Below are 16,446 nucleotides of genomic sequence, written 5' to 3'. Positions count from 1 at the left end.
TTGAGCAACAACTCAACGGTGACGGGCTTCGTCGTCGTTTTCGCACACAGCCTACAAGCACAGACCCGAAACACAGACCTACGTGCTGCACATCCACGTCTGCGCTTATGGACCGCAATGGATCCCTGCACCGTTCATACGCGCTATTTGTCCCAGATGAAGCGTCCAGGGTTACTGACATCAATCCTCAGGTAGCGTCTTTTGCGACCGCCCAGTCGGACCCCTACCGGATATATATCCAGGGCTTTGAAATGCTGTCCTGCATCGCGCTGGTCGTAGTATCATGCGTCATCGCCAATCAGGCACCCACAACCGCGAGTATGGAAGCGCAGAACCGGTTTCCTGGCGCCGCATCACTCCACAGTGGAAAGGGCGATGCTTTTCGGCACTGCTCGTGGAATGCCCTGATGACGATGACAATCGGTGCAGGTGCAGCTGAACGCATTGCTACTAACCACGAAACTGTCGCTCAGGGGCCAGCGGATGAGACCAGCATGGACCTGTATAACAATGCCCAAGGTCGATTTCTTGGATCTGCTTTCGCAAGTAGTGGCGACGAAGCTTCTGTTCTGAACCAGTGCGCCCTCTGGGCTAGAATTGGACTGCTATCTACACTTTCCTAGGATAGGCACGAGTAGGGGGTTATGTTAATGAGACGCATGATGGCGCGGATAGGGTTCACTAGTATTGTCTCCCTATTACTCTCCTCTTGTAGTTTTGATGACCCATTGGCTTCTCATCTCGCGTCCGTAGGACGATCGGGACATGAAACCCCCATTACTGAGTCCATCACACTGGAGGAACTCTACGGACCAGAGTGGACTGAGTTTTCGCTCGTGTGCCCATACACTCCGTATCAAACAGTCAAAGAAACACTTATGGCTGATGATCCCCCTGTTCCAGAACACGGCTTCTCCGATCAAGAAAACTTCCTCTTTCTTAGAGGAAAGGGCGACAGCGAACAATGGGTGAAGTTCTCTCGACAGGCTCTTGATCTGTGTTCGCCATCAAGTCCGTCTTCTTTAATCATGGAGTCAACGACAGTTGCTCTCAGTTTTTCTCTGGATAATCCGGGTAGTGCTTGGATTCTAACCAGCTTGAACAAGTAGTCATATGGGCTCGCTGCCCGTTGAATCCAAGAAGCTGCAGTACACCCTGGACTAGTCAGATGCGGCCAAGATTGACTGGGGCACCATCATATTGTGTGGTTGCGGCATGATCTTCGGCGCCATGCTGGGCAGCTCCGGTCTAGCAGAAACTATCGGTTCCGGCCTCAACAGTATGTTGGGCGTATCTAGTGCCCTGGTCATCACTGCCATGGCGGTGTTGCTGGCCATCCTCATCTCTGAGACCACAAGTAATACCCCGGCAGCGGCTGTCACTGTGCCGAGTGTTGTTCCACTCGCCATGGCTGCGGGAGTAGACCCTGTTATCCCGGCGATGGCCGCTTCCTTCGGCGCATCCTTTGGCTTCATGCTTCCAATTTTCACGCCGCAAAATGCCATCGTTTATGGCTCCGGCTGCGTTTCCATCGCGCGTATGATCCGCACAGGCGTCAGCTTCGACATAATCGGCGGCGCGCTGATTATCTTCTTTCTCCCAACTGTTGCCGCCTTGGTAGGCATCGGATAGGGGATGAAGAAGACGTAGCCCTCGGCCGCCGTTATGACGGGCCGGGGGCTAGCTCTGCAGGAAGGGGCTCTTCAATCGGCGCTATCGCTCAACGTTCAACCTGGCACTCAACCGATCAATCCGAGCCCTTGTGCACTCGATGCCGCCATGTAGACTCCCACAATTGCCGCGATCCACAGCAACGTCACTTTCGCTTCATACTCCAGCCGACGTATGGCGCGCTCCAGACGAGGAAATATAGCCGACCCCGCTGCGCCTGCAATGACAGCCATAAGAGTTGCCGGTAGGACCATGATGATGCAGTACCCCGCAATAAGCGCGACCTTGCCGCTAAACCCGAAGGACATAGACTGGATAATTCCCATTGCGCCTAGGTAGGGCAACATCGTCGCAGCCTCGACAACGGCAGCACCTAGCGCAAGCCCCACCATGCCGGACGCACTCAGTGACGCGCCCCGTGCAAGGCGAGAAGCCCGACTCTTTGGTACTTCTGGGTCGGCGGTCTGCGTGGCCGCGGGCTTTTTGGGGTTTGGCGAGAACGCACCGAAGATGAAAAGCCCCGCGCCCAGTACAAGAGTCACCCACCGGAACCAATCAGTCTCGCTTACGCCAGAAAGTCTCGATACTGCCGCATCGAACCCTAATAGAAGCGCAATACCAAGGCCGCAGTAGGCCGTGGCGATCGTAGCGAGATAGGTGCCCAATAGGCCTAAACGTACTCGTCGCCAGATAACAATCAGTGCAATAGGAATGACAAGGGTTCCTGCACTCAAACTATCTACGAGTGCAAGGCCGGCAAGGGGAAGGAAGTCTGACATGGAATTCTCCAGTAGTCGGGTGTTTGCGGGGAGTTTGACCTTAGATTCGAAAGAGGCCTCAATCCAGCTTCGTACGGTTGTATTAATCGCGGGTTTGGTACGATTGTACGAGGCGCAATGCGCGAGTGCAACTACACTTATGAATGGCTCATCGCATCTGAGCTACGCAAGATTGGAGCTCCATGTCCGTTGATCGCAACACACCCATCACCGGCACCGCCGCAATGATCGCTGATGCTGCTATTCGAGTGATGGTCAGCCAGGGCCTCGATGCCCTGAGCGTGCGCAACGTCGCCACTGAGGCTGGCGTCGCGCCTGGGACTGTCCAGTACCAGATGGGTAAACGGGACGACATCATCGCGAAAGCTTTTGTCAGGTCGTTGCAGCGCCAGGAGTCGCGGGCCCTTACTCAAACCGATGCGACGGATTTTCACGCGGCCTTCCACGGTCGCCTGGCTGAACTCTTGCCAATTGGACCTGTCCAGCGCGAGGATTCCGCTGTGTGGGTCATAGTGGGAGCTGCTGCCTCGACGCGTGAATGGCTGGCTGACTTATACGACGCCGAGGTGACGAAGTTTCGGGCGCGCGTTTCTGAAGGTCTCGAAGCAGCGCAACGTTTCGGAAAATTGGCCCGAGGGCTGTCGCCTGAGCAAGGTGCTCGTCTTGTCACTGCACTGGTCAACGGGCTGACGATCGACTACCTCAATGCTCCTGTGGACTCGTCGAAGCAGTTGCTGGCAGACCTTGCTTCGGGACTCGCGCTGATTGTAGAACCCGGTTCTCCTAAAGGCCAGAACGGAATGTAGGGGGCTGAAAGCCGTTAAAGACAAGAATGCGCAGGACAGAAGGGGCAAGCTTAGGAGCCTGAATTCTTAGGACTCTGCAGTTAGACGCCGCACGGTTTCGCGAATGACCTCGGGACGCTTGCAGAAGGCAAAGCGAACCTTATGCTGCCACGGTTCCGGGTTGTCCGTGAAGGCGGCCAGCGGGATGGCGGCCACGCCCTTTGTTTCGGGCAGCTGCATGCAGAAATCGATGCCGCTTAAACCGGTAGAGGAGATATCGGCAACCACGTAGTAGGTGCCGCCGGTGTCATGCACGTGGAACCCCAGCTGTTCTAGGCCCTTCACTAGGATGCTGCGGCACTCTGCAAGCTCATCCACCATGCCGTCCAGCCATTCCTGTTCATAGCGCAGGGCATGCGCCACGGCCGGCTGGAAGGGCGTGGTCGAGACGAAGGTGGTGAACTGCTTGGCTTTGATGACGCCGTCGAGAAGCTTAGGCTCCGCAATGGCCCAGCCGGTCTTCCACCCGGTGCAGTTGAAGGATTTGGCAGCAGAAGACACCGTGACGGTGCGCGCAGCCATCCCCGGCAGGGTGGCGATACTGACGTGCTCGGTGCCGAAGGTGAGGTTTTCGTATACCTCGTCGGCAAGAACTAGGAGGTCCTTCTCCACGCAGAGCTCGGCGAGCTCGGTGAGTGCCTCGTGGGAAAAGACCGAGCCGGTCGGATTGTGCGGTGTATTGATGATGACCATGGCGGTCTTGTCCGTAACTGCGGCGCGCACGGCATCGACGTCGATGTCCCAACTGTTGCCGGATTCCTTCAAGGGGACGGGGACGCGGGTGGCGTCGGCAAGCGCGATGGCAGCGGCGTAGGCATCGTAGTAGGGCTCGAGGACGATGACCTCGTGGCCGGGTTCCACGAGGCCCAGCACCGTCGCGGTGATGGCTTCGGTGGCACCTGCGGTGACCACGACGTGATCCTGCGGAACAGCGTAGGTCTCCGCGATGGCGCTGAGCAGTTCCGAGACGCCGCGAAGGGGAGCGTATTGGTTGTTGCCGCCGGCGATGTTCTCCTGGGCAATCTCCAGCATGCGCTGTGGGCCGTCGCTATCGGGGAAACCCTGTCCCAGATTTACCGCGTCATTCTCCACGGCAAGCGCGGTCATGGTGGCGAAGATGGTTTCGCCAAATTCTTGTAGTCTCTCAACAGTCATTTAGAGCACCAGCAGATCGTATTTCGTAGCTTTCACATCGGTCAGACGCTTGCGTGCGCGCTCGAGGCGCTGCCACTGATCCTCCGGAATGGACTTGCGGGCAATCGTCACGGTCTCCGCATCTGGGGTGCCCCAGGCAATCGGCATGGGGGTGATCTGCTGCCAATGATCCTTGTCGTCGCTGCTGCGCTGGCCGGAGACAGCGGCCACCGGAACCTTGGTTCCCACGGTGCGCTTAATGCCCGGGATGTTGCTGACGGTGCGTAAGCACGCGCCCCACCGCGGCGGTGCCTTCGGATCAACGTTGGTGTTCACCAGCGCCATGAGAACCATGTCGCGCTCGTTGACCTCCGCCACGACGGCGGGGGCAAGCGGATAGGAGTCGTAGAGCTTTTGGGCCGATCCAACCTTGCTCGAAGCCAAGACACCGATGACGGCGCAAAAGACGCCGAAGAGCGCCATGCCTACCGCCAGCGTGATGCGCCAGACGGGGTCGATTCCAAAATAGACGGCAATCGCACCGATGATAAGCACCAGACCCATGACGAGGCCGGAATTGCGCAGGCGCGAGGAATCACGCAGGAGCTCATTGTTCTTCTTGGCAAAGTCTTCGTTGACTTTAAACTTGAAAATCTTCATCAGCTCACAAGTCTACTTCGTCCACCAGCCGGTAGGCATAACCTTGCTCGGCCAAAAAGCGCTGGCGGTGCATGGCATATTCCGCATCAATCGATTCACGCGCCACGAGAGTGTAGAACGTGGCTTCCTGCCCGTTCTTTTTCGGGCGCAGTAGGCGGCCTAGGCGCTGGGCCTCCTCCTGGCGGGAGCCGAAGGTACCGGAGACTTGGATGGCCAGGGCGGCTTCGGGCAGGTCAATGGAGAAGTTGGCTACCTTGGACACCACGAGGGTGTCCAGGTTGCCTTCCCGGAATTGTTGGAAGAGCTTTTCGCGTTTGGCGGTGGAAGTCTTGCCGTCAATGACCGGTGCGTTGAGGTGCTCACCGAGCTCCTCCAGCTGGTCCACGTAAGCGCCAATGATGAGTGCCTGCTGACCTTCATGTTTCTTCAGCAGCTTGTCGACGGCCCGCAGCTTCGCGCCTGCCGACGCCGCAATCCGGTAGCGCTCCCGCGCTTGTGCCGTGGCATAAAGCAGGCGTTCCTCCTGCGTCATGTCGACGCGCACCTCGACGCAGTCCGCGGTGGCGATATAGCCGGCGGATTCCAGCTCCTTCCACGGCGCGTCATAGCGCTTGGGCCCGATGAGCGAAAAGACATCGCCCTCGCGGCCATCCTCGCGGATGAGGGTGGCGGTCAGGCCTAAGCGACGGCGCGATTGGAGGTCGGAGGTCATGCGGAAGACTGGGGCAGGCAAGAGGTGGACTTCGTCGTAGATGATAAGGCCCCAGTCATGGGAATCGAAGAGCTCGAGTGCCCGGTATTCGCCCTTGGTCTTGCGGGTGACCACTTGGTAAGTGGCGATGGTAATCGGCTTGATCTCTTTCTTTTCACCCGAGTACTCACCAATTTCCTCCGGCGTGAGGCTGGTGCGGCGCAGTAGTTCATCGCGCCATTGGCGCCCGGCCACGGTGTTGGTCACCAGGATGAGCGTGGTGGCCTGTGCTTTGGCCATGGCGGCAGCACCCACGATGGTTTTGCCCGCGCCACAGGGCAGGACCACGATGCCGGAGCCACCAGACCAGAAAGAATCGGCGGCATACTGCTGATAATCGCGTAAGCTCCAGTCCACCTCCTCCGTGCTCAGCGCGATGGGGTGGGATTCACCATCGACGTAGCCGGCGCGGTCATCGGCGGGCCAGCTGGCCTTGAGCAGCTCCTGCTTGAGCCGCCCGCGCGCGGAGGGTGGTACGGCGATGGTGTTGTCATCAATGCGCGGGCCCAGAAGTTCGCTGACCTTCTTGGTGCGCGTGAGCTCCTCCAGGATGACAGGCTCGTCCGATTCGAGGATGAGACCGTGGGCCGGATGTGCCAGCAGGCGCACGCGGCCGTAGCGCGACATGGTCTCGGCGACGTCGATCAGCAGCGCCTGCGGCACCGGGAAGCGGGAGTAGTTCTCCAGAACGTCGACGACTTGCTCGGCATCATGCCCGGCGGCGCGGGCATTCCATAAGGCGAGCGGGGTGATTCGGTAGGTGTGGATGTGCTCGGGCGCGCGCTCCAGCTCAGCAAAAGGTGCGAGCGCTGCGCGAGCCTCGTCGGCCTGCGGGTGATCCACCTCGAGGAGGACGGTCTTGTCCGATTGGACGATGAGTGGTCCGGGCATAACTAGGGCCTTTCTACTCTGGGCGTCAGGGAAGGACTCAATCCCTGTCGGCGAAGCGGACGGAGGAAATGCGGTGAACCGGGAAGCGCACGGGTTTGCCCGCTGCGCCTAGGGCATCAATGTAGCCGCCTTCCACAGACAGTGGCTTCACAGTCACGGTGCGCAGCTCGCCGCTTTTATCGGCATAGGAGATCACGATATCGGCGTGGAAGCGCGCGGCGGCACGGGCGAGCGTGAGGGGATCCGGTTCCTCTTCCTTCTGCGCGCTGGGATTCTGTGCTGACTTCTGCAAAGCCTGAAGCGCTTGGTCCACCGAGGCCGGCTCCCGCTTGTGGGCTTTCGGACGAGGCGTAGGAAGCAGGTAAGGCTCGGGTGCGACGGTAAGGGAGGCGCCGGATTCATCCTCCGCAGTGGGGGAGAGGCCCTTAGCGCGCAGCTTCTCCAGTAGCTCGCCCACGCGCAGCTGAGATACCGCCACGGTGGGCGCGAGTAGACGCAGGCCCGGGACTGAGGCAACAGCGAGCTCCAGCAGCGCGGGATCCTCACTGCGCAAATAGGACAGAGCAGGTCCACTGCGGAGGGTGCCATGGCGCTTGGCGACGTCCCCGATGGCAAACCCCAATGCCTGCGGCACGCCTGTCGGGGAGTGCGCTTCCAAAAAGTCGATCATTTCCTGCGCGGTGAGCCCCTGGTCCATGCCGCGGCGAATAGTGGCCTCACTGATGCGGTACACACTGGCTAGGCCTGGGGATTCGAGGTCCGCCAGGGATGCGAGGGTGCGGTGTGTGCCTGGTTCAAGGGGGCCGGGAACGAGGACGGTGAGGTCTTGCTGGATTATAAATTCGCTGACGGTATCGGGGACGAGGCTGGTGGCTGCGGCGGAATCACCCAGCACGTTAGTAGCCTTGCCCAGTGCCACCGCGCCGATCCACTCGGCTTCGGCGCGCAGCTGCTCAATGGTCACCGTGCGCGTGTGGCTGGCAAAGAGTGGGGATCGAAAGCGCAACTCTTCCCAGAACTCATCGTCATTCAGCGCGACTGCGGAGTGTGCATAGACGCCGAGAACGAAAGCGCGGAAGCGCGGCAGGCGGCGCACGAGGCTATCCTCCGCGAGCACCCGGGTCTCAGCCCAGCTGGCCCAGGGGGAGGTACGCCAGGCGTCGAGAAGAATGCGCCACTTCTCCCCGAGGTCGGCCTCGAGCCAGTCCTGGGAGCCGGTGGTAGGCGCGAGGAAGTGGCCCTCTAAGCCATCCGGCTCACCCCGGTGGAGAAGCCTAGCGTGGTGGCCCAAGCAGATGAGCCGCGCGACCTCCTCCTTTTCCAGAGCGAGATCCTTGGCCAGCTGGTTGAGTGGGCGAACGCCGACCGAAGAATCCTTGAGCAGAGTTACCGGATGACTGCCGAGCAACTCGAGGAGCCTTTCCATGCCACGCACGGCTTCGAGGCCAGCTGCGGCACCGGCGTCGTCAGCCCTGGCATCCGGCTCCGGGGTGCCCGCGCGCCCCGAGGGGGTGGTGGGAATGGGCGGGGTGGTATCACCAGCCAGCAGGCGGGCGAGCGAGTGCGGCAAGCGCACAGAGTGCGCGTTGATACGCTCCAGAAAACCTTTGGCCAGCAGGCGCTTGGCGGGATCCTCGGAGTTGATGTCCGGCTCGGTGTCGGTGGTATAGCCCATGCCGTCGCTTTTGCTTAAAGCATCAAGGACTCGGCGCTCCTCGGGGGCAAGCGCGGCTAGATCCTTCTCATCGAACTCTACTTGGTTGCGCAACGACCAGCCGGTGGGAAGTGAGCCCATCACGGCGGTGACGATGCGCACCTGTGGGGCGTCACCAAAGACGAGACCGCGCTCCTTGAGCTGCTTCGTGATTGCAGGGTTGGTGTCTTCCACCATGGCTATTTCGCCGCCGCGTTGTGCGATGTCCTCCAAAGTAGCTAGTTGCTCGGCATTGCTTGCCGCTAAGGCATCCGCGACGTGCATCGGAAGTGTCAGGCGCGAGGCCAACGCATCAAAGTCCTTCGGTGCGGGTGAGAGAACATCACTGCGGTTGCTGAGCAGGGCGCGCAGGTCCTTGTCAGGCAACTGGCTGAGCCACTCGCGGTAGCTCTCGGTAACGCGGGCGCGGTGTGAAGGGGAGGTCATAATGGCCCTCAAGCTTAGTAGGCGGGGGAGGCATGGGGCCCTCGTTGGGTGAATAAGTTACTTTTTGCCGCGGGGTTTGGAATAATAAGGAGCATGTCGAACGAGAACAAAGGCTTCGTATCCCCGGCTTGGCCGAAGAACAGCCCCCGCGAGCACGCTATTACTGAACTTACTGCACCTTTTGCTGGTGCTTCCAGCCCGTACGGTGACGACCTGATTCTGCCGATGCCGGCAGAAAAGCTCAACTACGTTCACCCGTACACCCGCATCAACCGCTAAGTAGGCGCGCAGAAATCTGCGCTTCACTTAGCGGATACGTTGAGCCTTCCGGCTTGCTTTCAGCCCCTCCGAGAATGTTCTCCTCGGTGGGGCTATACGTGTTTGTAATGTACTTGCGCCTCAACTAGTTGGCACGGGCTTGGGCTTTAAGGCCGTCGAGCAGCGTATCGATGAGCTGGGCTTGTATACCTGATAGGTAGTCGGCGCTCACTGGTGTTCTGGGCAGCGGGCGGGTGATGAGACCGATGCCGATGTGAAGTTCGAGCGGGGTGAGGGACTCGGGGCAGAGACCTGCTTGTCGCGTGGGTTCGATAATCGGTTGGTAGATCGACTTCAGTTCAGCTTTGCGCTGGGTAGCGATCTCCTGCACGTCATCGTCTGAGAATGAGGCAGTATTCACCTCGGCTGCCGCTGCTTGAACAACCGCGGCGAAGTTAAGGCTGGCGATCCGATGAATAAGATCGCGCCAGGTGCCTTCGGGATCCTCGTCGAAACCTTGTAGGTGGCTGTCCACCTCTTCTTTGATGTGTGCTACCTCCGCGCCGGTGACGGCATCGAGGAGGGAGAGCCGTTCGGGGAAGTGGCGTGAGACCGTGGCGACGCCCACGCCGGCTTTCTTGGCGATGGAGCGCATGGACACGCCCGGTCCCTCGCTGATGAGCAGCTGCCTGGCTGCTGCGACGATGGCTTGCTTGTTTTCTGCTCCGTCTTGTCTCACAGCTTGCATCATACCAAACGGAACACTATGCTCCACTTTGTAAGTGAAACACCCTGTTCCGTTTGGAGGTTGGAAGTGTCAGCGGTGAAAAGTCAGGAAGGAAAGCAGCCATCGGTTGCTGTGAAATCGATAGTTGCCATTGTGGGGATCCCCGTCGTCATCGGCCTTATGCTGTGGGCGTTTTTGGCGCCCATCTTTGCATCGGGTCCGGCTGGCGTTCCGGTTGCCATTTCGGCGCCGGAGCCCATGCTCGAAGGTATCTCGCAGAAGATTGAGAGTGCGGCGGGGGATGAGGCTCCGGAGATCGTCGTGAAGCACAGCGAGGCCGAGGTGCGCGACGCGGTGCTGCAGCGTGAAGCTGTTGGTGGACTGGTCATCTCCCCGCAGGGCGCGAGTGCGTTCACCGCTGCGGGAAATGGTGCTCCCTACGTGACGATGATTGATGGCCTCGCTGGCCAGCTTGAAGCACAAGGAATATCCGTGGAGGAGCAGGAGCTGGCGCCGACGACTGCGGAGGACCCGCAGGCGAGCGGTATCGCACTGTTGGGCCTGCCGCTGGCCTTTGGCGGGATTATTTCCGCTGTCATTGCCACCTTTGCATTTCGTGGCAAGAAATGGGTCAAGCTGGGGGTGCTCGTTGGTATTGCGCTTTTCGGCGGGCTCGTTGCTACGTGGATGCTGCACTCCGTCTATGGAACCCTCGGTGGCAGCTTCGCTGCCGAGTGGATGGCTATCGCTGCGGGCATCCTTGCGACGTCTGCGGTGACTGCAGGCCTTGCGGGGGTGATGGGTGCCGCGGGTATTGGAATCGGTGCCGTGCTGACTATCTTCTTAGCGAACCCGCTGTCGGGTCTGGCAACCGGCCCGTGGCTGCTGCCTACCGGGTGGTCGACGCTGGGGCAGTGGATGCCCATCGGCGCGACGGGTCACCTAGTCCGCTCGCTGTCCTTCTTTGATGGGCAAGGCTTCGGCCATGCGTGGTGGTCGCTAGGGCTGTGGATTGTTGTTGGCCTAGTGTTGCTGGCCTGTGATCGGTCGCGCGCTAAGGAAGACGCTGCCGTTGAGGAAAAGGCTTAGTCAAAACTAAAAGAGGCTGGATGGAGAAAACCATCCAGCCTCTTTTGTGTAGTTAAAGCTTTGCCTTTATGTGCTCAGCTTGCACGGCGCGGCGCGCTGCTTAGCGTGCAGCCAGAACCTGTGCCAGCGGGTCGATGACGTGGCGGTTAGCGGAGTAGAAGGCGTTGAAGTCGTGGCGGTTGGCCTTGTACTGCTCGGTGAAGGAAGCCGGGATGGTCAGGCCGTACTGGGTAGCGGTGTCCTCGATGAGGGTGTAGAGGGCGTCAACAGCCAGCTCGTCGGTGGGCTCCTCGGCAGCTTCGTGGACTGCCTTCGGTGCCTCAGCCGGTGCCTGCGGTGCGGTCTCTTCCTTTACCTGGGTAGCAGCCGGTGCCGGGGCAGCGCTCACGTTGCGCGGGGTCGGGGCGGAGTTCAGGCCCAGGCTGGCGGAGCAGGCCGGCCATGCGCCCCAGCCCTGCTGTGCCAGGGTGCGCTCAGCAACAGCGATTTGCTGCTCGCGGGTTGCCAGGTTAGCGGTCGGAGCGAACTCACCGCCGCCGTAGGCCTGCCAGGTCTGAGCGTTGAACTGCAGACCGCCGTGGTAACCGTTGCCGGTGTTGATGGCCCAGTTGCCGCCGGACTCGCACTGTGCGAGGCGGTCCCAATCGGAATCCGGTGCAGCGGCAGCGTTCGGTGCCATGATGGCTGCGGCGGCGCCCACGGCAACAGTGGAGGCGGCAAACTTGGTGGCGATGGACTTGTTCTTAGCGGAGTGGCGTCCCATTAAAGTATTCCTTCTCTAGGTTGTTCTTGCTTTCTCGCGCCCAGATGATGCCCAGTCCGGCATATAGTTTTGCAATTGATGTTCATGTTCATGCACATCATGTATGGCCGCCGTGCGGAAGCCCGGACTGTGTCTGGGGCGAGACTTCCACGGCCGGCAGCCGAAGTGCCTGAGGGAGAGAGTAGCGGTTTATAACGAAACAGTCACGTTAAATGGCCCAAAACGGTAACGGAAGTGTCAATTTCTTAGCATTTCCCCTGCTCGGCGCGGAAATGTTAGCTATATCACACATGTAACGGGTGTGATTGTTGGGGTGATATCTATCGTGGGTTTCTTTGTCGGGAGCGTGAGGGTTAAAATGTATCTCTTTAAAAGTTCCACGGATAATTCCTCCGCGCGGCTGCAAGGATTCGGTTCACGCTTCGCCGCGCCTCCTCGTCCCAAGACGGGCGGAGCCTATCAGCCTGGGGCCTGGCAGCGCCTAAGCTCTTAGAAGAGGAGACACGGAAAGAAAGTGAGTGAAGAGCCATGCCTATCGGCAAAGTGAAGTGGTATGACGCAGACAAGGGCTTCGGCTTTGTCAGCAACCCCGGCGATGAAGACGTCTATGTTGGTCGCAATGTGTTGCCCAAGGGCGTTGATGAGCTGCACCAGGGCCAGCGTATTGAATTCGATTTCGCGGCTGGCCGCCGTGGCCCGCAGGCACTGCGTGTCAAGGTGCTTGATGTCCCGCGCCGTCGCACCCCGGCCCGCAAGCCCGAAGAGCTGGCGAGCATGCTCTCCGACGTCATGACACTGCTTGAGACCCAGGTGCAGCCGGTGCTGAGCCAAGGCCGCTACCCGGAGCGCAAGACTGGCCGCCAGGTTGCCGAGATCCTGCGTGCTATCGCCAAGGACTTGGATAGCTAAGGGTCAAAAGCCTTAGACCCGTAACTAAAAGGTGCCCTAGCTGACGAAAGTTGGGCTGATTTTTCAATGATCAGTCCTAGGTTTGGCAACTAGGGCACTTTGTCGTTTGTGTAGGCGCGTGGGGGGGGGGCAGCGCGCGCCGCAGCGCTGCTACTTCTCAGCTGGAGCTTCAGCGTCGCCAGTGGCCTTGGACTCCTTGAGCTCCTCATCCGTCATGGTGGACAGGGACCACACCGTGTGCATTGGGGTCTCTTCGCCGTTGGCATCGCGGCCAATCATGAGCGTGGAAATCTCCACCACCTTTAGCTGGGGGCGCTCGCCGGTGGAGGCCTCAATCGGCGGCACGGAGCCGGGGATCTCTAGCGAGGTGGTTTCGTTGGCGCCGTGAGCGGTGCTGTCATTGGCGGCCGGGTCATCATAGATGGACAGCACGGACCACTCGTGGTTGTAGATAGCCTCGGGGATCTCCAATTTCAGGGTGTCATCGGGGCCCACCGTCAGGTTAGGCACTTCGCCCTCTTCGCAGTCCGTGCCGGGCTCGCAGACGATATAGGGAGAGACCTCTAAGGTGTCCTCGCCCACTGTGGCCGTGATCGTGACGTCTGCTGGCTCGGGGCCGGGGCGGTCGTTCCACCACTTCTGGAACAACACCACTGCAACGACGATGACTGCCACGGCGATAATGAGCGCCAGAAACTGCAGTAGCGACTTCTTCCTTGCTTGCTTCACGGTAGCCATGGCAGAAAATCCTACTCGAAGCGCACCCGGTACAGCTCATCCCAGAGCTTGCCGGTGATCCAAAACTCGTCGGTGCCCGGGATTCGGGCAATGCCGTTGAGGACCGCGTTGGGATCTGTAGAGGGAACGTGGTTGAGGTTCGCGGTATCAATAACCGCTGTGACCACGCCAGATTCCGGGTCGATGCGCAGGATATCCTCGCTCATCCAGACATTGGCATAGACCGCGCCATCGACGCACTCAAGTTCATTGAGGTTGTCCACGGGGGAGCCGTCGAGGGTGACCTCGGTGCGTGGGCCGAGCTCCTCGAAGGTTACTGGGTCGAGATGGCGCAGTGTGGCGGAACCATCGGACATGATGAGCTCGGAACCCGCGTTGCACAGGCCCCAGCCTTCGCCATCGTAGGTGGCACGATCGAGTTCCTGGAAGGTTTCGGGGTCTCGCAGGAAAGCTGTCCCGGATTTCCAGGTCAGCTGCCAGATGCCGGCGTCGGTCTGCGTGATGCCCTCGCCGAAGAATGAGCTCTCAAGCGCGGTTTCCTCCTGCGGGGTCTGTGTTCCGGGTTCGAGGCGCAGCAGCCGTGACTTGCCTTTGAGCCCGGTGCCGATCAGCACGTTGCCATCGGGGTCGACCTCCAAACCTTGGGTGAAGGTATCGGGAGGCAGCGGCGCGGTGTCGAGGACGGTGACGCCGAGGCGCTCTGGGGAGCTTGCGCTTGGCGACGCCCCACCCGTCCCCGTAGACGAGGAAGCGTCCTCGCGCGCGGGGTGAGAAGAGCATGATGTTAAGGGCGCGAGCAGTGTGGCAGCGGAGAGGACGGCAGTAAGCGCGCGGAGGGCGCGGGCGGTGTGGGGGAGAGGCATGACTGTCATTGTGCACTATGGCGCGGTACGTGATTAATAATGGGAGAGTGACTCGCAAGAAAAAGATGCATTCCCCGCTTCTCGATTCGACCGCCGTCAACCTGGCGCGCCGGGCCGTGGAGGAGGTGGGCGAGGGGGACGTCGGCAAGCACCGCGGCGTTGCCGGTGTGGGCCGCAACGTGGCCACTCACCGCTTTGATGCGCACGTGCCGGGCTATCCGGGGTGGGAGTGGCACGCCGTTGTTGCCTGTGCGGAAGGCTCGCGTACGCCGACCGTCAATGAGGTCGCGCTTGTTCCCGGCGGCCAGGCCCTTCAGGCACCGGAGTGGGTTCCTTATTCCGAGCGCCTGCGCCCAGGAGACCTTGGCCCGGGCGACCTCATGCCGCCCGCGCCCGATGACGACAGGCTGGAGGAAGGGAAGCTCTCCGAGATTGGCCTCAAGGAGGCCAAGGAGCGCTGGCGCAAGAAGTATGGGCCGAATTCGGACATGGCATCCCAAGCCCAGCTGCAGTGCAAAACCTGTGCTTTCTATCTCGAACTGCTGCCTAATTATGGTGTCTGTGCTAATGAATACTCGGCGGATGGAAAAGTGGTGCACGCCACCTATGGGTGTGGTGCGCATTCCGGCACGACCGTCCGTGAGGAGGGATCGGAGCAGGAGAGGCCCTTCGATGATGAGAGACCTATCTACTAAAGAGTGAGGTTTTCTTCCCGCGCGCAGCAGCAATGCCGCGTGCGGGTTTTGCGTTTTAGTGCCTGGATGGAGCACCCTTAGCAGGTAAAACTTCATTTCTCTAGATAGAAGGGGCGCTCTCTCACGATGAACGCAGCTATCGATCGCTATTTCAAGATTTCCGAACGCGGATCCACCGTAGGAACTGAGGTCCGCGCCGGCGTGGTCTCGTTCTTCGCGATGGCCTACATCATCCTCCTCAACCCTCTCATCCTGGGCACGTCCGCTGACGCTGCCGGCACCACCCTGGGCATCCCGCAGGTCGCCGCCGCCACCGCCTTGGTAGCAGGTGTCATGACCATCGCCTTCGGCATGATTGCTCGCTACCCGTTCGCCATGGCTGCGGGCTTGGGCATGAATACCTTCGTGGCCGTGACTATGGTTTCCCTCAACGGCCTGGAATGGCGCGAGGCCATGGGCCTCGTCGTCATTGAAGGCATCATCATCGTCCTACTGGCCATCTCTGGCTTCCGCCAGGCGGTCTTTGACGCCATCCCGGCCTCCATGAAAGCCGCGATGGGCGTGGGTATTGGTATGTTCATCGCGCTCATCGGTTTCGTGGATGGTCACTTTGTTACCCGCGTGCCGGATGCTGCGATGACTACTGTTCCGGTGAGCCTGGGCGTGAACGGCTCGATCGCTACGTGGCCGGCCTTCGTCTTCGTCGTGGGCCTGATCCTCTCCGCCTTCTTCGTCATCCGCCAAGTCCGCGGCGGACTGTTCATCGGCATCGTCATCACCACCATTATCGCCATGATCGTCCAGGCGCTGACCGGTTCCGAGGACTGGGGCATGGCCACCCCGGAGGTACCTAGCTCCCTGGGCGGTCTGCCGGATTTGTCGATTGTGGGCCAGGTTGATCCGATCGGCGCCTTCACGAAGCTGGGCGTGGTCTCCACCGTGCTGCTGATATTTACCCTGCTGCTCACCAACTTCTTCGATGCCATGGGCACCATGAACGGACTGGGCAAGCAAGCTAACCTCGTGGACGAGAAGGGCAACCTTCCGGAGATGAAGACCGCCCTGGTGGTTGAGGGCTTTGGTGCCGTTGCTGGTGGCGCTGGTTCGGTCTCCTCCAACACCGTGTTCGCGGACTCGGCAGCCGGCATTGGTGACGGTGCCCGCACCGGCCTGGCCAACGTGGTGACCGGCGTGATCTTCTTGCTGGCCATGTTCCTCACCCCGCTCTACGAGATTGTGCCCATTGAGGCAGCAGCCCCCGTCCTTGTCATCGTGGGTGTGATGATGGCGGCACAGCTCAAGGACATCGAGTGGAACCGCATGGAAGAAGCCATCCCGGCCTTCCTGACCATCGTGGTTATGCCTTTCACCTACTCCATCGCCAACGGTATTGGCGTGGGCTTCATCGCTTATGCACTGATGGCCACCTTCGCCGGCAAGGCCAAGAAGGTCCACTGGATCATGTGGCTCGTGGCCGCTCTCTTCGTGGTCTACTTTGCCATGGAGCCCATCAGCTCGCTGCTGGGATAGCCC

General features: G+C 60.2%; 16 protein-coding genes and 2 pseudogenes. 9 read left to right on the top strand and 9 right to left on the bottom strand.

What is annotated here, in order from left to right; all coding sequences use genetic code 11:
* From HMPREF2537_RS13090 to HMPREF2537_RS12290, 3 genes and pseudogenes are all read left to right on the top strand, one after another.
* Positions 1–623, top strand: a pseudogene (locus HMPREF2537_RS13090) (hypothetical protein); the annotation flags it as partial.
* A gap of 255 nt (positions 624–878) precedes the next feature.
* On the top strand, positions 879–1,109 hold the full coding sequence (locus tag HMPREF2537_RS12705) for a hypothetical protein (protein ID WP_148138149.1): 231 nt from the start codon (positions 879–881) through the stop codon (positions 1,107–1,109).
* Between the two features lie 13 nt (positions 1,110–1,122).
* Positions 1,123–1,632 (top strand): annotated as a pseudogene (locus HMPREF2537_RS12290) (SLC13 family permease); the annotation flags it as partial.
* A gap of 107 nt (positions 1,633–1,739) precedes the next feature.
* Here the strand turns inward: HMPREF2537_RS12290 and HMPREF2537_RS12285 are convergent.
* A complete protein-coding gene (locus HMPREF2537_RS12285) occupies positions 1,740–2,450 on the bottom strand; it encodes a GAP family protein (RefSeq protein WP_070529473.1) in 711 nt (236 codons plus the stop codon).
* A gap of 182 nt (positions 2,451–2,632) precedes the next feature.
* On the opposite strand from HMPREF2537_RS12285, the gene HMPREF2537_RS12280 reads away from it, so the two are divergent.
* On the top strand, positions 2,633–3,256 hold the full coding sequence (locus tag HMPREF2537_RS12280) for a TetR/AcrR family transcriptional regulator (protein ID WP_070529470.1): 624 nt from the start codon (positions 2,633–2,635) through the stop codon (positions 3,254–3,256).
* A 66-nt stretch (positions 3,257–3,322) separates the two neighbouring features.
* Here the strand turns inward: HMPREF2537_RS12280 and HMPREF2537_RS12275 are convergent, their stop codons facing one another.
* Genes HMPREF2537_RS12275 through HMPREF2537_RS12260 form a run of 4 tightly spaced genes read right to left on the bottom strand, consistent with a single transcriptional unit; the run spans position 3,323 to position 8,871 of the window.
* Positions 3,323–4,450: a pyridoxal phosphate-dependent aminotransferase gene (locus tag HMPREF2537_RS12275; RefSeq protein WP_070529468.1), complete on the bottom strand. Its 1,128-nt coding sequence runs from the start codon at positions 4,448–4,450 to the stop codon at positions 3,323–3,325.
* Positions 4,451–5,089: a DUF3239 domain-containing protein gene (locus HMPREF2537_RS12270; protein ID WP_070529466.1), complete on the bottom strand. Its 639-nt coding sequence runs from the start codon at positions 5,087–5,089 to the stop codon at positions 4,451–4,453. It lies immediately after the preceding gene.
* Positions 5,090–5,093: 4 nt separating this feature from the next.
* On the bottom strand, positions 5,094–6,731 hold the full coding sequence (locus tag HMPREF2537_RS12265) for a DNA repair helicase XPB (protein WP_070529463.1): 1,638 nt from the start codon (positions 6,729–6,731) through the stop codon (positions 5,094–5,096).
* A gap of 37 nt (positions 6,732–6,768) precedes the next feature.
* A complete protein-coding gene (locus HMPREF2537_RS12260; RefSeq protein ID WP_070529461.1) occupies positions 6,769–8,871 on the bottom strand; it encodes a helicase-associated domain-containing protein in 2,103 nt (700 codons plus the stop codon).
* Positions 8,872–8,964: 93 nt separating this feature from the next.
* Between HMPREF2537_RS12260 and HMPREF2537_RS12255 the strand changes: the two genes are divergently transcribed.
* Positions 8,965–9,150 (top strand): hypothetical protein, encoded by a 186-nt coding sequence (locus HMPREF2537_RS12255; RefSeq protein WP_010187772.1) that lies wholly within the window; start codon positions 8,965–8,967, stop codon positions 9,148–9,150.
* A gap of 124 nt (positions 9,151–9,274) precedes the next feature.
* On the opposite strand, the gene HMPREF2537_RS12250 is transcribed toward HMPREF2537_RS12255, so the two are convergent.
* Positions 9,275–9,877, bottom strand: a complete 603-nt coding sequence (locus HMPREF2537_RS12250) for a TetR/AcrR family transcriptional regulator (protein ID WP_246820332.1) — start codon at positions 9,875–9,877, stop codon at positions 9,275–9,277.
* Positions 9,878–9,988: 111 nt separating this feature from the next.
* On the opposite strand from HMPREF2537_RS12250, the gene HMPREF2537_RS12245 reads away from it, so the two are divergent.
* Positions 9,989–10,945: an ABC transporter permease gene (locus HMPREF2537_RS12245; protein WP_246820330.1), complete on the top strand. Its 957-nt coding sequence runs from the start codon at positions 9,989–9,991 to the stop codon at positions 10,943–10,945.
* Positions 10,946–11,045: 100 nt separating this feature from the next.
* Here the strand turns inward: HMPREF2537_RS12245 and HMPREF2537_RS12240 are convergent, their stop codons facing one another.
* The gene (locus HMPREF2537_RS12240; protein WP_010187768.1) at positions 11,046–11,708 is read right to left on the bottom strand and encodes a resuscitation-promoting factor Rpf1 domain-containing protein; all 663 of its coding nucleotides are present in this window, start codon (positions 11,706–11,708) and stop codon (positions 11,046–11,048) included.
* 528 nt (positions 11,709–12,236) lie between these two features.
* Here HMPREF2537_RS12240 and HMPREF2537_RS12235 point away from each other — a divergent pair.
* Entirely contained in the window at positions 12,237–12,617 is a 381-nt protein-coding gene (locus HMPREF2537_RS12235; protein ID WP_010187767.1) for a cold-shock protein, read from the top strand.
* A gap of 150 nt (positions 12,618–12,767) precedes the next feature.
* On the opposite strand, the gene HMPREF2537_RS12230 is transcribed toward HMPREF2537_RS12235, so the two are convergent.
* On the bottom strand, positions 12,768–13,355 hold the full coding sequence (locus HMPREF2537_RS12230; protein ID WP_010187766.1) for a DUF2771 domain-containing protein: 588 nt from the start codon (positions 13,353–13,355) through the stop codon (positions 12,768–12,770).
* Positions 13,356–13,366: 11 nt separating this feature from the next.
* Entirely contained in the window at positions 13,367–14,218 is an 852-nt protein-coding gene (locus tag HMPREF2537_RS12225) for a glutaminyl-peptide cyclotransferase (RefSeq protein ID WP_070529539.1), read from the bottom strand.
* 65 nt (positions 14,219–14,283) lie between these two features.
* Between HMPREF2537_RS12225 and HMPREF2537_RS12220 the strand changes: the two genes are divergently transcribed.
* A complete protein-coding gene (locus tag HMPREF2537_RS12220; protein ID WP_210383665.1) occupies positions 14,284–14,913 on the top strand; it encodes a DUF3027 domain-containing protein in 630 nt (209 codons plus the stop codon).
* A gap of 126 nt (positions 14,914–15,039) precedes the next feature.
* Positions 15,040–16,443 carry an NCS2 family permease gene (locus HMPREF2537_RS12215; RefSeq protein WP_070529452.1) on the top strand — a complete coding sequence of 468 codons (1,404 nt, stop codon included), beginning with the start codon at positions 15,040–15,042 and terminating at the stop codon, positions 16,441–16,443.
* Positions 16,444–16,446: the final 3 nt, after the last annotated feature.

This window comes from Corynebacterium sp. HMSC074E01 (assembly GCF_001808885.1).
In the GTDB taxonomy this organism is placed as follows: Bacteria; Actinomycetota; Actinomycetes; order Mycobacteriales; family Mycobacteriaceae; genus Corynebacterium.
The sequence above is the reverse complement of the archived record's forward strand: the minus strand, read 5'-3'. Positions and strand labels throughout refer to the sequence as shown.

What these genes read in the sequence shown, in the direction of transcription:
- HMPREF2537_RS12215 (WP_070529452.1), top strand. Translation starts at nt 15,040, where the DNA reads ATGAACGCAGCTATCGATCGCTATTTCAAGATTTCCGAACGCGGATCC.
- HMPREF2537_RS12280 (WP_070529470.1), top strand. Translation starts at nt 2,633, where the DNA reads ATGTCCGTTGATCGCAACACACCCATCACCGGCACCGCCGCAATGATC.
- HMPREF2537_RS12225 (WP_070529539.1), bottom strand. Translation starts at nt 14,218, where the DNA reads ATGCCTCTCCCCCACACCGCCCGCGCCCTCCGCGCGCTTACTGCCGTC.
- HMPREF2537_RS12260 (WP_070529461.1), bottom strand. Translation starts at nt 8,871, where the DNA reads ATGACCTCCCCTTCACACCGCGCCCGCGTTACCGAGAGCTACCGCGAG.
- HMPREF2537_RS12285 (WP_070529473.1), bottom strand. Translation starts at nt 2,450, where the DNA reads ATGTCAGACTTCCTTCCCCTTGCCGGCCTTGCACTCGTAGATAGTTTG.
- HMPREF2537_RS12275 (WP_070529468.1), bottom strand. Translation starts at nt 4,450, where the DNA reads ATGACTGTTGAGAGACTACAAGAATTTGGCGAAACCATCTTCGCCACC.
- HMPREF2537_RS12265 (WP_070529463.1), bottom strand. Translation starts at nt 6,731, where the DNA reads ATGCCCGGACCACTCATCGTCCAATCGGACAAGACCGTCCTCCTCGAG.
- HMPREF2537_RS12235 (WP_010187767.1), top strand. Translation starts at nt 12,237, where the DNA reads ATGCCTATCGGCAAAGTGAAGTGGTATGACGCAGACAAGGGCTTCGGC.
- HMPREF2537_RS12250 (WP_246820332.1), bottom strand. Translation starts at nt 9,877, where the DNA reads ATGCAAGCTGTGAGACAAGACGGAGCAGAAAACAAGCAAGCCATCGTC.
- HMPREF2537_RS12230 (WP_010187766.1), bottom strand. Translation starts at nt 13,355, where the DNA reads ATGGCTACCGTGAAGCAAGCAAGGAAGAAGTCGCTACTGCAGTTTCTG.
- HMPREF2537_RS12220 (WP_210383665.1), top strand. Translation starts at nt 14,284, where the DNA reads ATGCATTCCCCGCTTCTCGATTCGACCGCCGTCAACCTGGCGCGCCGG.
- HMPREF2537_RS12255 (WP_010187772.1), top strand. Translation starts at nt 8,965, where the DNA reads ATGTCGAACGAGAACAAAGGCTTCGTATCCCCGGCTTGGCCGAAGAAC.
- HMPREF2537_RS12270 (WP_070529466.1), bottom strand. Translation starts at nt 5,089, where the DNA reads ATGAAGATTTTCAAGTTTAAAGTCAACGAAGACTTTGCCAAGAAGAAC.
- HMPREF2537_RS12240 (WP_010187768.1), bottom strand. Translation starts at nt 11,708, where the DNA reads ATGGGACGCCACTCCGCTAAGAACAAGTCCATCGCCACCAAGTTTGCC.
- HMPREF2537_RS12705 (WP_148138149.1), top strand. Translation starts at nt 879, where the DNA reads ATGGCTGATGATCCCCCTGTTCCAGAACACGGCTTCTCCGATCAAGAA.